This is a genomic window from Nocardiopsis mwathae (genome assembly GCF_014201195.1).
Lineage (GTDB): Bacteria > Actinomycetota > Actinomycetes > Streptosporangiales > Streptosporangiaceae > Nocardiopsis_C > Nocardiopsis_C mwathae.
This window is the reverse complement of the sequence record NZ_JACHDS010000002.1, coordinates 1-14,885: the sequence shown is the minus strand read 5'-3', so window position 1 is coordinate 14,885 and position 14,885 is coordinate 1. Positions and strand designations below refer to the sequence as shown.

The window sequence follows — 14,885 nt, the reverse complement described above, 5'->3', positions numbered from 1 at the left end:
CTCTCTTCCAGGGTCAGCGTTCGAGGTCGTGGGGGCCGAACGCCTGCGGGAGCACGTCGTCCATGCGCAGGACCCCCTCCGGGGTGTCGAGCAGGAGGCCGGGGCCGCCGTGCTCGTAGAGCAGCTGGCGGCACCGGCCGCACGGCATCAGCAGCCGCTCCTCGCCGTCCACACAGGTGAAGGCGGTGAGCCGGCCGCCGCCGGTGGCGTGCAGGGCCGACACCAGGCCGCACTCGGCGCACAGCGTCAGCCCGTAGGAGGCGTTCTCGACGTTGCAGCCGGTGACGGTTCGCCCGTCGTCGGCCAGCGCCGCCGCCCCCACCGGGTACCGGGAGTAGGGGGCGTAGGCGCGGCGCATGGCCGAACCGGCCGCGGCGCGAAGCCGCGGCCAGTCGACGGATTCCGGGCGCAGGCCGCCCTGGTCGGCGGCGGTCACGATCGCCGCCACTGCCTGCCGATCGCGGCCGGCGCCCGCAGCCGCTGCGCCGCCAGCGCCAGCACCAGCAGGGTGGCGATGTGCGGGCTGTAGGTCACCAGCTCGCCGGGGAGCGTGTCGGTCAGCAGGTACCACGCCAGCAGCAGCACGGAGGCGACGCCCGCCGCGATCGCGGTCCGGCGCGCCCCGCGGCGCCACTGCCACACCGCGACCGCGACCAGCCCGATCGCGATGAGCAGCAGCAGCGCGTGGACCGCGGCGCCGCCGCCGCGCACCTGCAGCGCGTCGGTGTAGCCGAAGAGCGTCGCGCCCATCGCCAGGCCGCCCGGCCGCCAGTTGCCGAAGATCATCGCGGCCAGGCCGATGTATCCGCGCCCGCCGGTCTGCCCCTCCTGGTAGATGGAGGAGGCGACCATCGCGAGGAACACCCCGCCCATTCCGGCGAACCCGCCGGAGATGATGACGGCGATGTACTTGTAGGTGTACACCGGGACGCCCAGCGACTCCGCCGCGTCGGGGTTCTCCCCGCAGGAGCGCAGCCGCAGCCCGAACCTGGTCCGGAACAGCGCCCAGAACGTCCCCGGCACCAGCAGGATGGCCAGCAGCGTGACCGCCGACATCCCGGTGGTCAGCCCCGCGACGAGCGAGGCCAGGTCGGAGACGAGGAACCAGCCGGTGGCGCGCACCGGCGCGAGCAGGTCGGCGACGAACGGCAGTCCCACGTCCGGGAAGGACGGGAGCTGCGGCGACTGCGCGGCGCCGGCGCCCGGCACGTCCTCGTAGAACAGGATCGACAGGTAGCGCATCGCGCCCAGCGCGAGGATGTTGATCGCCACGCCCGACACGATGTGGTCGACGGCGAACGTCACGGTCGCCACGGCGTGCAGCAGCCCGCCGAGCATGCCGCCGACGATGCCGGCGACCAGCCCGGCCCACGGGCTGTCCATGCTCCACGCGAAGTAGGCGGAGAACCAGGTGCCCAGGATCATCATGCCTTCGAGGCCGATGTTGATGATCCCGGCGCGCTCCGCCCACAGGCCGCCCAGGCCCGCCAGACCGATCGGAACGGCGAACGCCAGGGTCGTCTGGATCGTGCCGATGTCGGTGAGCATGGGCTGGCCGGTGATGAACCGGACTCCGGACAGCGCCACGAACACCGCCGCGACCAGCCCGACGATCCGCCAGCGCAGCCGCCCCGAGGGGCGGGCGGGCGGCGGCGCCGTCTCCGGTGTCGCCACGGTCATTTCCTGGCTCATGACGACGCCACCTCCGTCCGGGCGAGTTCCTTGCCGACCTGCTGCTGCTCGTAGCGGCGACCCCAGCGGTGCACGACCTCGTAGACCACGACGACCGTGAGCACGATGGTCGCCTGGGTCACCACGGCGATCTCCTTGGGGATGCCGTCGATGTCGAGGATCTGCGCCGACTGGTCCAGGAACGCCCAGAACAGCGCGGCGAACGCGATGCCGACGGGATGGTTGCGGCCCAGCAGGGCGATCGCGATGCCGGTGAACCCGAGGCCCACCGGGAAGTCCAGCGCGTAGTAGTGCGACTGGCCCAGCAGCTGCGGCATGCCGACCAGCCCGGCCACCATCCCGGAGATCACCATGGAGATGAACACCATGCGCTTGACGTCGACGCCGCTGGCCTGCGCCGCGGTCCCGGACTGCCCGGTGGCCCGCAGCTCGAAGCCGAACCGGGTGCGGTTGAGCATGAACCAGAACCCGATGCCCACGGCGATGGCCAGCAGCGTCAGCCCGAAGATGGGCCGCTGCGACCCCATGAAGTCGGCGGGGATGCCCGGCACCCACCCCGACTCGGGGATCGGCTGGGTTCCGATGTTGTTCTCACTGATCCGCACCGCCAGCCGGTCGGTGTTGAGCAGATAGGCGGTGATACCGGTGGCGATGGCGTTGAGCATGATCGTCGAGATCACCTCGGAGACGCCCCGGGTCACCTTGAGGTAGCCGGCGATCCCGGCCCAGAACCCGCCGACGCACACCGCGACGAAGATGATCACCGCCTGGTGGATCACCGGCGGCAGCACGACCGCGCCGCCGACGGCCGCCGCGAGCAGCGCCGCCAGCCGGTACTGGCCGTCGACGCCGATGTTGAACAGCCGCATCTTGAAGCCGATGGCGACGGCGACCGCGGACAGGTAGAAGGTGGTGCCGTTGTTGACGATCGTCACCAGGCTGTCGGGCCGGGTGCCGAACTCGACCATCCGGGAGAACGCGTGGAAGGCGTCCACCCCGCTGGCCCACAGCACCACGGCGGTGACCAGCAGGGCGAGCACACCGGCCGCGCCCACCGCACCGAAGGCCAGCGCGAGCGTCGTCGACAGCCGCCGGTAGAGGCCGAACGCCGCCAGCGCTCCGGCCAGCGCGCCGAGCGCGTAGGCGGCCGGTTCGATCAGCCACCAGTCGAGGACGGCGGCGGACAGCAGGCCCGTCACCACGGACAGCACCAGCGCGATGGGGGTGACCAGGGTGCGGTGCACCGCTGAGGTCGCGTCGGGGGTGCCCGACCCGATCAGCAGCATCACCGCGCCGAACGCGAGGGCGACGCCGACGGCCAGGGCCGCCGGTGCGAGGAGGACGACGTCGGCCAGGAACGTGACGCCGACGCCGATCAGCGCCGCCAGCGCCACCCCGGCCGGGATGGGGAGGGTGGGTCTCATGAGCTCTTGCCGCCTTCCCCGCTCGACGTGTCCGGGCGGTCCGGTTCATCCGGGCTGTCGGACGGTTCCGGCGACCCGGTGCCGTCTCCCTCGTGGTCGGTGTCTGCGCCGTGCAGCCCGGCACCCGTCATGGCCGAGCCGAGCTGCTCGGGGGTGACCGTGTGCGGGTCGGCCTCGGCGACCAGGCGGCCGCGCAGGATCACGTGCAGGGTGTCCGACATGCCGATGAGCTCGTCCAGGTCGGCCGAGATCAGCAGCACCGCCAGCCCCTCGGCGCGCGCCCGGCGCAGCTGCGCCCAGATCGCCGACTGCGCGCCGACGTCCACGCCCCGCGTGGGGTGGGCGGCGATGAGCACCTTGGGGGAGTTGCTCATCTCCCGGCCGATGATCAGCTTCTGCTGGTTGCCGCCGCTCAGCGCCTCGGCGTGGACGTCGATGTCGGGCGTGCGCACGTCGTACTCGGCGACGATGCGCTGGGTGTCGGCGCGCGCCCCCGCCCGGTCGATCAGCATGCCCTTGGCGTTGGGCCGCTGCCGCTGGTGGCCGAGGATGCGGTTCTCCCACAGCGGCGACTCCAGCAGGATGCCGTGCCGGTGCCGGTCCTCGGGGATGTAGCCGACGCCCGACTCGCGGATGGCGAGCGTGCCGGCGCCGGTGATGTCGGCGCCGTCGAGCCGGATGCGGCCGTGCTCGGCGCGGCGCAGGCCCATGACCGCCTCGATGAGCTCGGACTGCCCGTTGCCCTCGACACCGGCGATGCCGACGATCTCGCCGCACCGGATCCGCAGGGAGATGTCGTCGACGACCGGCCGCCCGTCGGGGGACAGCACGGTCAGCCCGTCGATCTCCAGCATGGTGCGGTCGGTGACCGTGGACTCGCGCAGCTCGGGGACGGGCAGCTCGCCGCCGACCATGAGGGTGGCCAGCTCACGTGCCGTGGTCGCGGCGGGGTCGACGGAGGCGACCGTGGTGCCGCGCCGGATCACGGTGATCTCGTCGGCGACGGACAGCACTTCGTCCAGCTTGTGCGAGATGAAGATGACCGTCAGGCCCTCGCGCTTCAGCTCGCGCAGGTTGGCGAAGAGCTCGTCGACCTCCTGGGGGACCAGGACGGCGGTCGGCTCGTCGAGGATGATCGTCCGGGCGCCCCGGTAGAGCACCTTGAGGATCTCCACCCGCTGGCGGTCGCCGACGCCCAGTTCCTCCATCAGCCGGTCGGGCTCGACACCCAGCCCGTACTGCCGGGACAGCTCGCGGATCGCGGCGCGGGCTTTGGCACCGATGCCGTGGCGGCCCTCCGCGCCCAGGACGACGTTCTCCAGCACGGTGAGGTTGTCGGCGAGCATGAAGTGCTGGTGCACCATGCCGATGCCGTGGCCGATGGCGTGGGACGGCGAGTGCAGCCGGACCTCGGTGCCGTGGATCGCGATCGTTCCCTCATCGGGCCGGTGCATGCCGTAGAGGGTCTTCATCAGGGTCGACTTGCCGGCGCCGTTCTCGCCCACGATCGCGTGGACGGTCCCGGAGCGGACGGTGATATCGATGTCGTGGTTGGCCACGACGCCGGGAAACCGTTTGGTGATCCCGCGCAGCTCGACGGCGGGGGGCGGTGCGGCCCCGACCGTCGATGGGGAACTGCTCAATACCTCTCCTCGTGGCTGTGGGCCGCCGCGGTGGGGCCCTGGCCGCCCTGTCCCTGCTGGCTCCGGGGAGGAGCGCCGGCCGCGGGTGCGAGACGCGGCGGGGGCGGGGCGGTGAGTGCGGTGGATGTGGTGGTGTGCGGGAGGCCGGGCGCTGCGTGCGGTGCTGCGCCCCGGCGGTCCGGAGGCCGGTGCGGTGGTCGATGCGGCGCGGCACCGGGCCAGCGGTGAGATGCGTGCTGAGACCCGGTGCCGCGATGTGGCGGGGTGTTCCGGACGCGCCCTACGGCGTCGTCGGGACCTCGATCTCGCCGTCGATGATCTTCTGCTTCAGCTCGTCGAGCCGGTCCTTGATGTCGTCGATCTGCTCGGCGTTGGAGGTCGTGTAGTCCACGCCGCCGTCGGAGAGGTCGAACTCCTGGACGCCCGACTGCGGGTCGCCGTCGACGATGGCCTTGACGTACTCGAACACGGCGTGGTCGACCTGCTTGAGCGCCGACGTCACGACGTAGGGCTTCTGGTCGTCGGGAGCGCTTTCGTACTGGTCGCTGTCGACGCCGATGAAGAGCTTCTCCTCTGCTGCGGCGGACTTGAGTACACCCGTGCCGGAGGCGCCGGCCGCGTGGAAGATGACGTCGGCTCCCTTGTCGAACTGCCCCTTGGCGGTGGACTCGCCGCGTGCGGGGTCGTTGAAGCCGGAGTCGTCCGGCGGCTGGCTGAGGTAGGAGATGTCGATATCGATGTCGTCGTTGATCTCCTTGGCCCCCGCCACATAGCCGGCTTCGAACTTCTTGATCAGGGGAAGTTCCATACCACCGACGAAGCCGATGTGGTCGTCCTCGCTCTTCAGCGCGGCGGCCGCTCCGGCCAGGAAGGAGGCCTGCTCCTCGGCGAACACCAGGCTGGTGATGTTGTCGAGGCCGTCCTCCTCGATGCGGGAGTCGATGATGGCGAAGTCGACATCCGGGAACTCCGGCGCGACCTTCTTCAGCGGCTCCTCGTAGGCGAAGCCGACGGCGATGATGACGTCATAGCCCTCGGTCGCCATGAGCTTGAGCCGCTCCTCCTTGTCGGAGTCGGCCTCGCCGTCCTTGGGCTCGAAGTCCCTGACGTTCTCGATACCGAGATCGTCCTTGACACGCTCCAGCCCGCGGAAGGCGGAGTCGTTGAACGACTTGTCACCCTTGCCGCCGATGTCGTAGGCGAGTCCGATGCGCAGATCGGTGTCGCCGTCCGCGGTGTCGCCGCCGTTACCGTCTCCCGCGTTCTCGCATGCCGTCATGGCCAGGCCCAGCGTTGCGGCGGCCGCGACGGCCGCACCCTTGGCGGCGAAGCTTCGTCTCACGTGTTTCCTCCCGAATCGGCCCGGACACCGTCCCTGTCTCAGGCGGACTCGCCGGGTTCTGCAGCCGGACGATAGCTGTTGGAGGAATAGCCACCAATCGGTTGAGATGGGTTGTTATAAAGGCGAGAGCAGAGTGACACGGACGTTATGAAGGTCACGGTTTTCTTGGTCAATCCTACGTCTGACCTCTGGTAATACCTTGTGTGAAACGCTGGTCCGAGTGAAACGATCTCCTTGGATGAAAGTCCAAATTCCGTATTATCGGAGCCCGTGGAATTCCGCGTCGGAGTGGAGGTGTGCGACTACGCTCCGCGATCGTGGTGTCAGGCGGTCGGGCCGGCCGCGGCCTCCCGGATGAGGAACTCCACCGCCGCGGTCTTGAACGCCCTGGCCGACACGGCATTGGCGTGGTCGCGCCGGGGTACCCGGACCACCCCGGCGGCGCCGGAACGCCCGGCCAGGTCCTCGACCCCCTCGGCCATGACGTCGTTCTCCCCGGCCACGAACAGCAGCGCGGGTCCGGCGGGTGCGGGGTCGGGGGTGAACGGGCGGGCGGCCTGGCCGCGGACGCAGGCCGCCAGTGCGGCGGCGTCGGTCCCGGGGAGGGCCGCGACCGTGCGGAACACGTCGCCGAAGCGGCTGGTATCGGTCTCCAGGGAGTCGAGGTCGGTGCCCTCGAAGGCGTTGCGCGGGCCGAACCCGCCGAGCACCGCGCGCCGCACCCGCTCCGGGCGGGTGAGGGCGAACTCCCAGGCCAGGCGGGACCCCATCGAGTAGGAGACGATGTCCACCCGGGGCAGGCCGAGCGTGTCCAGCAACCGCTCCATGTCGGCGGCGAACACCTCGGGCAGGTAGGCGTCCGGATCGTGCGGCTTGTCGCTGCCGCCGTGTCCGCGCAGGTCGGGGCCGATGAACCGGAGTCCTGCGCCGGTGAGTGCCGTCGGCCACCCGGTGCGCTCCCAGTTCATCTCGTAGCTCGACCCGAACCCGTGCACCAGCAGCACCGGCGGGCGGTCGCCGGATCCGGCGCCGGCACCCGGATCGACATTGACATAACGCAGAGTAACGTCACCGGTGAGAGTCGCATACATCTGGGAATCCACTTTCCGCCCGGAGTTCCGGCCATTTATCGGACCCCCGGCATATGCGGCCCGGTGGTTTGCGCCGAAATGGCGGGGCGCCGGGCCGGGGGCTTCTCTCGTGCTCGTCGACAAAGCGGGATGCGCAAGGCGCCTGGCATCGCCCGCGCATCCCGCGTCCGCCCGCACGCGCTCTGCGCACGGCGCTCGGAGGAGGGTCAGGACGGCGGCCGCAGGCGTACGCGGCGCGCCGGCTTCTCCTCGGCGGCCGGGACCGTGCCGACGATCCCGGCGGCCTGCTCCACCTCGAACGTCACCAGCGGTTCGCCCACCTGGATGACGTCGCCCTCCGCACCGTGCAGGCGCGCGATCACGCCGCTGTGCGGCGAGGGGATCTCCACCGCCGACTTGGTGGTCTCCAGCTCCACCAGCGGATCGTTGCGCTCGACCCGCTGCCCGGGCTCCACGAGCCACTCCAGCACGGTGGCCTCGACAAGCCCCTCGCCGAGGTCGGGCAGTGTGAACGTCTGTTCGGCCATCGTCGTCAGAACTCCAGGGTCCGTTGCACCGCGAGCAGGATGCGGTCGATCGTGGGCAGGTACTGCGGCTCCAGCGGACCCGCCGGGTAGGGCACGTCGAAGCCGGTGACCCGCTGCACCGGCGCCGCCAGGTCCCGGAAGGCCCGCTCGGTGATGAGCGCGGACACCTCCGCGCCCAGGCCGGCGGTGAGCGGGGCCTCGTGCACGACCACGGCCCGCGTGGTGCGCGCGACCGAGGCGGCCAGGCCGTCGGCGTCGATGGGCTTGAGCCAGCGCAGGTCCAGCACCTCCAGCTCGACGCCGTCCTCGGCGGCCAGTTCGGCCACCTGTAGGCAACGGTGCACCATCGCGCCCCAGGCGACCAGCGTGGCGTGCCGTCCGGGGCGCACCACGCGGCTGGTCCCGATCGGGTCGAAGCCGTCGGCGGCCTCGGCGCCGTCCGGCCCGTCGGCCGGCTCGGGCAGCACCACCGGGCGCCGGTCCCAGTAGCGGGCCTTGGGCTCCATGTAGATCACCGGGTCGTCGCAGCGCACCGCCTGCAGCAGCGTGCGGTAGGCGTCGGCCGGGTCGGACGGCGCGACCACCTTCAGCCCGGGCACGTGCGCGAACAGGGCCTCCAGGCTCTCGCCGTGGTGCTCGGGCGCCTGGATGCCGCCGAAGCTCGGCAGCCGCAGGGTGATCGGCATGGGCGCGGCGCCGCGGGAGCGGTAGTTCATCCGCGCCATCTGGTTCACGATCTGGTCGACGGCGGGGTAGGCGAACCCGTCGAACTGGATCTCGGGGATGGGCCGGTAGCCGTTCATGGCCAGGCCGACGGCGAGCCCGATGATGCCGGACTCGGCGATGGGGGTGTCGAAGACCCGCTTCTCGCCGAAGTCGCGCTGCAGGCCGTCGGTGACCCGGAAGACGCCGCCCAGGCGGCCCACGTCCTCACCGAACACCAGGGTGGCGGGGTCCTCGCTCAGCAGGCGGCGCAGCGCGCGGTTGATCGCCTGCTGCATGGACAGCTCGACGGGCGCCGCTCCGGCGGCGGTGCGCGGGGATGGGGACTGCGTGCCTTCGACGCTCAGCTCGATCACAGCTCGGCGACCTCCTCGCGCCAGACGCGCTGCTGGCGTGCCAGTTCCTCGGTGGGCTCGCGGTAGACGTGGGTGAACAGGTCCTCGCCGGAGGGGGCCGGTGCGGTGCTCACGCCGTCGCGGATCCGCTCGGCCTCGGCGCGGGCCGCGGTCTCGGCCTCCGTGAAGAAGGCGGCGTCGGCGTGCCCGCCCGCCTCCAGCCGTGCGCGCAGACGGGGCAGCGGGTCGAGGTCGCGCCAGGCGCGCTCCTCCTCGCGGTCGCGGTAGCGGGTGGGGTCGTCGGAGGTGGAGTGCGGTTCGACCCGGTAGGTCAGCGCCTCGATGAGGGTGGGGCCCCCGCCGGAGCGGGCGCGCTCCAGGGCCTCGCGGGTGGCGGTGTGGACGGCGGCGACGTCGTTGCCGTCGACGGTGACGCCGGGCATCCCGTACCCGGCGGCGCGGGCGGCCACCGACCCGCCGGCGATCTGGCGCTCGTTGGGGACCGACAGCGCCCAGCGGTTGTTCTGGCAGAAGAAGACGACCGGCGTCCTGAACACCCCGGCGAAGTTCATCGCCTCGTGGATGTCGCCCTCGGAGCTGGCGCCGTCGCCGAAGTAGGCGATCGCGCAGCCCGTCCTGTCGCCCAGCCGCTCCCCGAGTGCCCAGCCCACGGCGTGCGGGACCGGGCCGCCGACGACGGCGTTGAAGGAGGACAGCCGGGAGGCGACGGGGTCGTACAGGCCGCCGTGCCACAGGGCGCGGTGGCTGGCCATGTAGCCGACCATGTCGACGCCGAGGGTGAGGGCGACGCCCATCTCCCGGTAGGTGGGGAAGGCGAAGTCGCGCTCGCGGTCCAGCGCCGTGGCGCTGCCGACCTGGGCGGCCTCCTGGCCGCGCAGGGACACGTACGCCGGGAAGACGCCCTGGCGCTGCAGGGCGATGGCCTCGGTGTCGAGCAGCCGGGCGGTGAGCATGTCGCGGTAGATCGCGCGCGACACCTCGGGTGGGAGGTCGTCGACGGCCGCGGCGGGGGTGTCCCCGGGGGGTGACGCGTGGGTCTGCATGTCAGGCGGCTCTCCTGTGACCGGGTGTTCGTGGACGGTGTCCGTGGCGGGAGGAGTCCCTGACATGATTCTCGGCACAGGATGGACAGATGCGCTAGATTCTCCGCTGAGATCGAAACAGATGCGGACGAAGTACCTTGTTCTCGTCGCAGACGTCTAAATCTGAGGGGTGCGGCGTGGCGAAAAAGACACACCGCAACAAATCGCCGCGATCGTGTCGGAGTGGCTGTCCTCGGGCAGAGGCCTACAGGTCCGGGAGCGGGTCGGGAGGCAGGGCGTCGCCCTCCGACAGCTCGGCGTCGCAGGCGTTGATCACCGGGACGTACTCCTCGTCCACCTCGAAGGTGTGTCCGCCGAGGTCGAACGTCGGGATGAGGTGGGTGCGCACCGGCCCGATGCGGACGCCGCGGGGGAACACGTGCCAGATGTTCTTCGGCCGCGACCGGCTCCAGAACCGGTTGGCCAGCACGGTGATGGCCGAGTCGGTCACCACGAAGAGGAAGAACGCCGACTCGTTCCAGGAGGCCGGGAAGATGTACCGGATCTCGGTGCCCGCGGGCAGGAAGCCTCGCGCGCGGTCGCGGACGGCTGTCGACACCGGCATCGCCACCATCCTCCTTGGCGTGCGGCCGTGGCCGAAGAGGGCGAGGTCTCCGATCACTGCCAAGACTGCCCGATTCGCGGCCGCGGGGCCACCCCTCCGGGCGCCGCACCGCGGTCGTCACCCGATATGGCTGGTCAAAACGCAGGTCATATCTTGATAATGAGGGGGCAATCGCGACGGAGCCGCCCCGCGCCCTTTCGTCCCGACCCCGCCACCGACCGCCCACACCGAGGAGTACGCCTATGGCCGATGAGGAGCGTGAGCGTACGCGGCGCAGCAGGGCCGCCCGGCTCCCCGACGCCACCGATGAGACCATCATCAGCGCACTCGCGCGCGACGCCCGGACCGGCATCACCGAGGTGGCCGCGATGGCGAACGTGTCCCGGGCCACCGCCTACAACCGGATCAAGCGCCTGACCGACGACGGCGTGATCCGCGGCTACTCGGTCGTCACCGACCACTCCAAGATGGGCCTGGGCGTCACCGCCCTGATCCTGATCTCCGGCAGCCAGCCCGACTGGCGGGCCAACCGCGAGATCCTGTCGTCCTACCCGGAGATCGAGTACTGCTGGTACGTCGTGGGCTCGGCCGACATCGTCCTCCTCGTCCGCGTCGCCGACACCAACCGGCTCCGCGACCTGATCCTCACCCGCCTCCAGGCCCTGCCGGGCGTCACCGCCACCCAGACCCTCACCGTCATCGACGAGGTCGTGCACCGGCCCGTTGTGCGGCCTCGTGAATAGTGGGCCGGCGTTGTTTCAGAAAATCTGACAGCGCCTTCTCGTGCTGGCGCCAGGGGGTTCGAAAATCGAATCATCGGCAGTTCGAGAAGGCGCTTTCGGATTTTTTGGGAATGCTTGGCTGCTGGCCTCTAGACACCTTCGTGTTCTGGGGTGAAGAGAAATACTGGGGCAGTCTATTTCTTGTGTTCAGGGGGCGGATTCGGGGATGGCCAGCTACTTATCCCACTTAAACCCGACCCACGCCCGGGTGACGCCGGAGTTCTTGGGGCAGGTGTACGACGAGGTCCCGCCGCCGATCTTTCTCCAGGGGCCAGTACCAGTGTAGCTCCCTCCCATGGCCGTGCATGTGACCTTGATTCGCTGATGGGTCTTCCTGTCGGTGGGTTGTGGGAAGCATCTTGAGGACGCCGACCTTCCGTCCTGCGATCTCACCACGTTGCATGTAGCGGCAGACGCGGGAGTTGCCGTGAGGACCGTTGTGAGGCTCATAGTGACTGCTATCGACGCTACCGCAGCGATAGTTTTACGTAGTCTCAAGATTCTGCTCAGCTCTTCCTTGCGGGGTGGATGTGGCAATCGTTGATAATAGGTGTGGCGTCAGTAGCGGCGTCAAGTTGATTTCTTGTCCTCATGTGGCCATGTGGAGATTTTCCGAACGGCGCATCCCTGCGGACGCCGCGGCCGGTGCGGTCGGTGGCGATCGAGCACCCGAGACCGCCCTCACCCAGCCCGCGGGGTGTTCCTCTCAGTGCCGCGGCATGAGAGAAAAACAATCATCCGTGCTTGTTTTTCTTCCCGGCGGGTGCGACCCTCGTCCTCATGAGCGTGACGCCCGCGACGCCGCTGCGCGTCGGGAATGCCTCCGGGTTCTACGGGGACCGCTTCTCCGCGGTGCGCGAGATGCTGGAGGGCGGTCCGCTGGACGTTCTCACCGGCGACTACCTGGCCGAACTCACCATGCTCATCCTCGGCCGCGACCGGCTGAAGGACCCCGGGCGCGGGTACGCGCGGACGTTCCTGCGGCAGATGGAGGAGTGCCTCGGTCTGGCCGCCGACCGGGGCGTGACCGTGGTGGCCAACGCCGGCGGGCTCAACCCTGCCGGGCTCGCCGGCCGGCTCCGGGAGCTGGCCGCGCGGCTGGGCGCCGATGTCCGCGTCGCCCACGTCGAGGGCGACGACCTGATGCCGCGCACCGCCGAACTCGGCCTCGGGGATCCGCTGACCGCCAACGCCTACCTCGGAGCCTGGGGCATCGCCGAGGCCCTGAACGCCGGGGCCGACATCGTCGTCACCGGCCGCGTCACCGACGCCGCCCTCACCGCCGGGCCCGCCGCCGCGCACTTCGGCTGGGCGCGCGACGACTACGACGCACTCGCCGGAGCGGTCGTCGCCGGCCACATCATCGAGTGCGGTGCCCAGGCCACCGGCGGCAACTACGCCTTCTTCACCGAGCTGGCCGCGGCCGGGCACGACCTGGCCCACCCCGGCTTCCCCATCGCCGAGGTCCACGCCGACGGCTCCGCCGTCATCACCAAGCACGAGGGCACCGGGGGAGCGGTCACCACCGGGACCGTCACCGCCCAGCTCGTCTACGAGGTCGCCGGGGCGCGCTATCCCGGCCCCGACGTCACCGCGCGGCTCGACACCGTCGACCTCACCCAGGAGGGTCCGGACCGGGTCCGGGTCTCCGGGGTGCGCGGCGAGGCCCCGCCGCCCGACCTCAAGGTCGGACTCAACTCCATCGGCGGGTTCCGCAACGACATGACGCTCGTGCTCACCGGCCTCGACCTCGACGCCAAGGCCGAGCTGGCCGAACGGCAGATCCGCGCCGCGCTGCGGGGCCGCGAACCCGAGCGTCTGGAGTTCCACCGCGCCTCCGTCGTCCGCGGGTACCCGGACCGCGGAGGCGGACCGGCGGAGCTCGACGCCCCGGTCCAGGACGCGGCCGCCGTCCGCCTGCACGTCGAGGCCGTCGACCCCGATCCGGGCAAGGTCGGGCGCGGCTTCGGCGCCGCCGTCGTCGAACTCGCGCTGGCGAGCTTCCCCGGCTTCCACGCGACCGCGCCGCCCGCCGACGCCCGCCCCGACGGGGTGCGCTTCACCGCCGTCCACCGCCCGGCCCCCGCCGTCCCGCACACCGCCGTCCTGCCCGACGGCACGCACGTCGGGGTGCCCCCGCCGGACCGCACCCGACCCCTGGTTCCCGTCCCCGAACCCCCGCCGCCCGAGCCGTGGCCGCCCGGACCCACCCGCCGCGCCCCCCTCGGCCGCGTCGCCGGGGCACGCAGCGGCGACAAGGGCTCCGACGCCAACCTCGGCGTCTGGGTACGCGGCGACGGCGAGTGGCGCTGGCTCGTCCACACCCTCACCGTCGACGAGCTGAAGCGGCTGCTGCCCGAGACCGCCCCGCTGACCGTCACCCGGCACCTGCTGCCGCGCCTGCGCGCCGTCAACTTCGTGATCGAGGGGCTGCTCGGCGGCGGCGCCGGGTCGGGTGCCCGGTCCGACCCGCAGGCCAAAGCCCTCGGCGAGTGGCTGCGCGCCCGCTGCACGGACATCCCGGAGGCGTTCCTGCCATGACCGTGCTGCGCTCCCGGCTCGACACCGCCGACCCCGGCTTCGCCGAGAACCGCGAGGCGATGCTGGCCAAGCTCGCCGAGATCGAGGCCGAACACGCCCGGGCGCTGGCCGGGGGCGGCCCGCGGTACGTCGAGCGCCACCGCGCCCGCGGCAAGCTGCTCGCCCGCGAACGCGTCGAGCTGCTGCTCGACCCCGACTCCCCGTTCCTGGAGCTGTCCCCGCTCGCCGCCTGGGGCAGCGACTACCCCGTCGGCGCCAGCGTCGTCACCGGCGTCGGGGTGGTGGAGGGCACCGAGTGCGTGGTCGTCGCCAACGACCCCACCGTGCGCGGCGGCGCCTCCAACCCGTGGACCGGCAAGAAGACCCTGCGCGCCATGGAGATCGCCGAGCAGAACCGGCTCCCGCTGGTCAACCTGGTCGAGTCCGGCGGCGCCGACCTGCCCGGCCAGAAGGAGATCTTCATCCCCGGCGGGCGCCTCTTCCGCGACCTCACCCGCTTCTCCGCCGCCGGGATCCCCACCATCGCCCTGGTCTTCGGCAACTCCACCGCCGGGGGCGCCTACGTGCCCGGCATGAGCGACCACGTCGTCATGGTCCGCGAGCGCTCCAAGGTGTTCCTCGGCGGACCGCCGCTGGTGAAGATGGCGACGGGGGAGGAGAGCGACGACGAGTCGCTGGGCGGCGCCGACATGCACGCCCGCGTCTCCGGGCTCGGCGACCACCTCGCCACCGACGAGCACGACGCCATCCGCATCGGCCGCGGCATCGTCGCCCGGCTCAACCGCGCCGGGCCCGACCCCGCACCCGGCCCCGTCCGCGAACCCCGGTACGACCCCGAGGAACTGGTCGGCGTCGTCCCCGCCGACCTGCGCGTGCCCTTCGACCCGCGCGAGGTGATCGCCCGCGTCGTCGACGGCTCCGACTTCGACGAGTTCAAGCCCGCCTACGGCGGCGGACTGGCCACCGGGTGGGCGCGGCTGCACGGCTACCCGGTGGGCGTGCTCGCCAACGCCCACGGCGTGCTGTTCAGCCAAGAGTCGCAGAAGGCCGCCCAGTTCATCCAGCTCGCCAACCGCGCCGACACCCCACTGGTCTTCCTGCACAACACCACGGCTAC

13 protein-coding genes are annotated in these 14,885 nt (G+C 71.2%); 3 read left to right on the top strand and 10 right to left on the bottom strand.

What is annotated here, in order from left to right:
* Positions 1-13: 13 nt before the first annotated feature.
* The 10 genes from HNR23_RS26120 to HNR23_RS26075 all read right to left on the bottom strand — a co-directional run bounded on the left by HNR23_RS26120 (position 14) and on the right by HNR23_RS26075 (position 10,445).
* Positions 14-448 carry a cytidine deaminase gene (locus tag HNR23_RS26120; RefSeq protein WP_343070789.1) on the bottom strand — a complete coding sequence of 145 codons (435 nt, stop codon included), beginning with the start codon at positions 446-448 and terminating at the stop codon, positions 14-16.
* Positions 433-1,692, bottom strand: a complete 1,260-nt coding sequence (locus tag HNR23_RS26115; protein ID WP_184080953.1) for an ABC transporter permease — start codon at positions 1,690-1,692, stop codon at positions 433-435. The genes HNR23_RS26120 and HNR23_RS26115 overlap by 16 nt, the downstream gene beginning before the upstream one ends.
* The gene (locus HNR23_RS26110) at positions 1,689-3,116 is read right to left on the bottom strand and encodes an ABC transporter permease (protein WP_184080951.1); all 1,428 of its coding nucleotides are present in this window, start codon (positions 3,114-3,116) and stop codon (positions 1,689-1,691) included. The genes HNR23_RS26115 and HNR23_RS26110 overlap by 4 nt, the downstream gene beginning before the upstream one ends.
* Positions 3,113-4,759: an ABC transporter ATP-binding protein gene (locus HNR23_RS26105; RefSeq protein WP_246422715.1), complete on the bottom strand. Its 1,647-nt coding sequence runs from the start codon at positions 4,757-4,759 to the stop codon at positions 3,113-3,115. Before HNR23_RS26105 ends, HNR23_RS26110 begins: the two co-directional genes overlap by 4 nt.
* A gap of 280 nt (positions 4,760-5,039) precedes the next feature.
* Complete coding sequence (locus tag HNR23_RS26100) at positions 5,040-6,101, bottom strand: BMP family ABC transporter substrate-binding protein (protein WP_184080949.1); 1,062 nt, start codon at positions 6,099-6,101, stop codon at positions 5,040-5,042.
* A 323-nt stretch (positions 6,102-6,424) separates the two neighbouring features.
* On the bottom strand, positions 6,425-7,192 hold the full coding sequence (locus tag HNR23_RS26095) for an alpha/beta fold hydrolase (protein WP_184080947.1): 768 nt from the start codon (positions 7,190-7,192) through the stop codon (positions 6,425-6,427).
* Between the two features lie 206 nt (positions 7,193-7,398).
* Positions 7,399-7,719, bottom strand: coding sequence for a biotin/lipoyl-containing protein (locus HNR23_RS26090; protein WP_184080944.1), 321 nt, complete (start codon positions 7,717-7,719; stop codon positions 7,399-7,401).
* 5 nt (positions 7,720-7,724) lie between these two features.
* On the bottom strand, positions 7,725-8,720 hold the full coding sequence (locus HNR23_RS26085; RefSeq protein WP_246422719.1) for an alpha-ketoacid dehydrogenase subunit beta: 996 nt from the start codon (positions 8,718-8,720) through the stop codon (positions 7,725-7,727).
* A gap of 74 nt (positions 8,721-8,794) precedes the next feature.
* The gene (locus HNR23_RS26080; RefSeq protein WP_184080940.1) at positions 8,795-9,841 is read right to left on the bottom strand and encodes a thiamine pyrophosphate-dependent dehydrogenase E1 component subunit alpha; all 1,047 of its coding nucleotides are present in this window, start codon (positions 9,839-9,841) and stop codon (positions 8,795-8,797) included.
* 244 nt (positions 9,842-10,085) lie between these two features.
* Complete coding sequence (locus HNR23_RS26075) at positions 10,086-10,445, bottom strand: hypothetical protein (RefSeq protein ID WP_184080938.1); 360 nt, start codon at positions 10,443-10,445, stop codon at positions 10,086-10,088.
* Between the two features lie 242 nt (positions 10,446-10,687).
* On the opposite strand from HNR23_RS26075, the gene HNR23_RS26070 reads away from it, so the two are divergent.
* The 3 genes from HNR23_RS26070 to HNR23_RS26060 form a co-directional block, all read left to right on the top strand.
* The gene (locus tag HNR23_RS26070) at positions 10,688-11,188 is read left to right on the top strand and encodes an Lrp/AsnC family transcriptional regulator (protein WP_184080936.1); all 501 of its coding nucleotides are present in this window, start codon (positions 10,688-10,690) and stop codon (positions 11,186-11,188) included.
* Between the two features lie 819 nt (positions 11,189-12,007).
* Positions 12,008-13,768 carry an acyclic terpene utilization AtuA family protein gene (locus HNR23_RS26065; RefSeq protein ID WP_184080934.1) on the top strand — a complete coding sequence of 587 codons (1,761 nt, stop codon included), beginning with the start codon at positions 12,008-12,010 and terminating at the stop codon, positions 13,766-13,768.
* On the top strand, positions 13,765-14,885 hold a 1,121-nt coding region (locus HNR23_RS26060; RefSeq protein ID WP_184080932.1), incomplete at its 3' end, for an acyl-CoA carboxylase subunit beta. The genes HNR23_RS26065 and HNR23_RS26060, both read left to right, overlap by 4 nt.

Coding starts and splice junctions, on each gene's coding strand:
- HNR23_RS26090 (WP_184080944.1), bottom strand. CDS start 7,719: ATGGCCGAACAGACGTTCACACTGCCCGACCTCGGCGAGGGGCTTGTC.
- HNR23_RS26075 (WP_184080938.1), bottom strand. CDS start 10,445: ATGCCGGTGTCGACAGCCGTCCGCGACCGCGCGCGAGGCTTCCTGCCC.
- HNR23_RS26085 (WP_246422719.1), bottom strand. CDS start 8,720: ATGCAGCAGGCGATCAACCGCGCGCTGCGCCGCCTGCTGAGCGAGGAC.
- HNR23_RS26080 (WP_184080940.1), bottom strand. CDS start 9,841: ATGCAGACCCACGCGTCACCCCCCGGGGACACCCCCGCCGCGGCCGTC.
- HNR23_RS26115 (WP_184080953.1), bottom strand. CDS start 1,692: ATGAGCCAGGAAATGACCGTGGCGACACCGGAGACGGCGCCGCCGCCC.
- HNR23_RS26065 (WP_184080934.1), top strand. CDS start 12,008: ATGAGCGTGACGCCCGCGACGCCGCTGCGCGTCGGGAATGCCTCCGGG.
- HNR23_RS26110 (WP_184080951.1), bottom strand. CDS start 3,116: ATGAGACCCACCCTCCCCATCCCGGCCGGGGTGGCGCTGGCGGCGCTG.
- HNR23_RS26095 (WP_184080947.1), bottom strand. CDS start 7,192: ATGTATGCGACTCTCACCGGTGACGTTACTCTGCGTTATGTCAATGTC.
- HNR23_RS26070 (WP_184080936.1), top strand. CDS start 10,688: ATGGCCGATGAGGAGCGTGAGCGTACGCGGCGCAGCAGGGCCGCCCGG.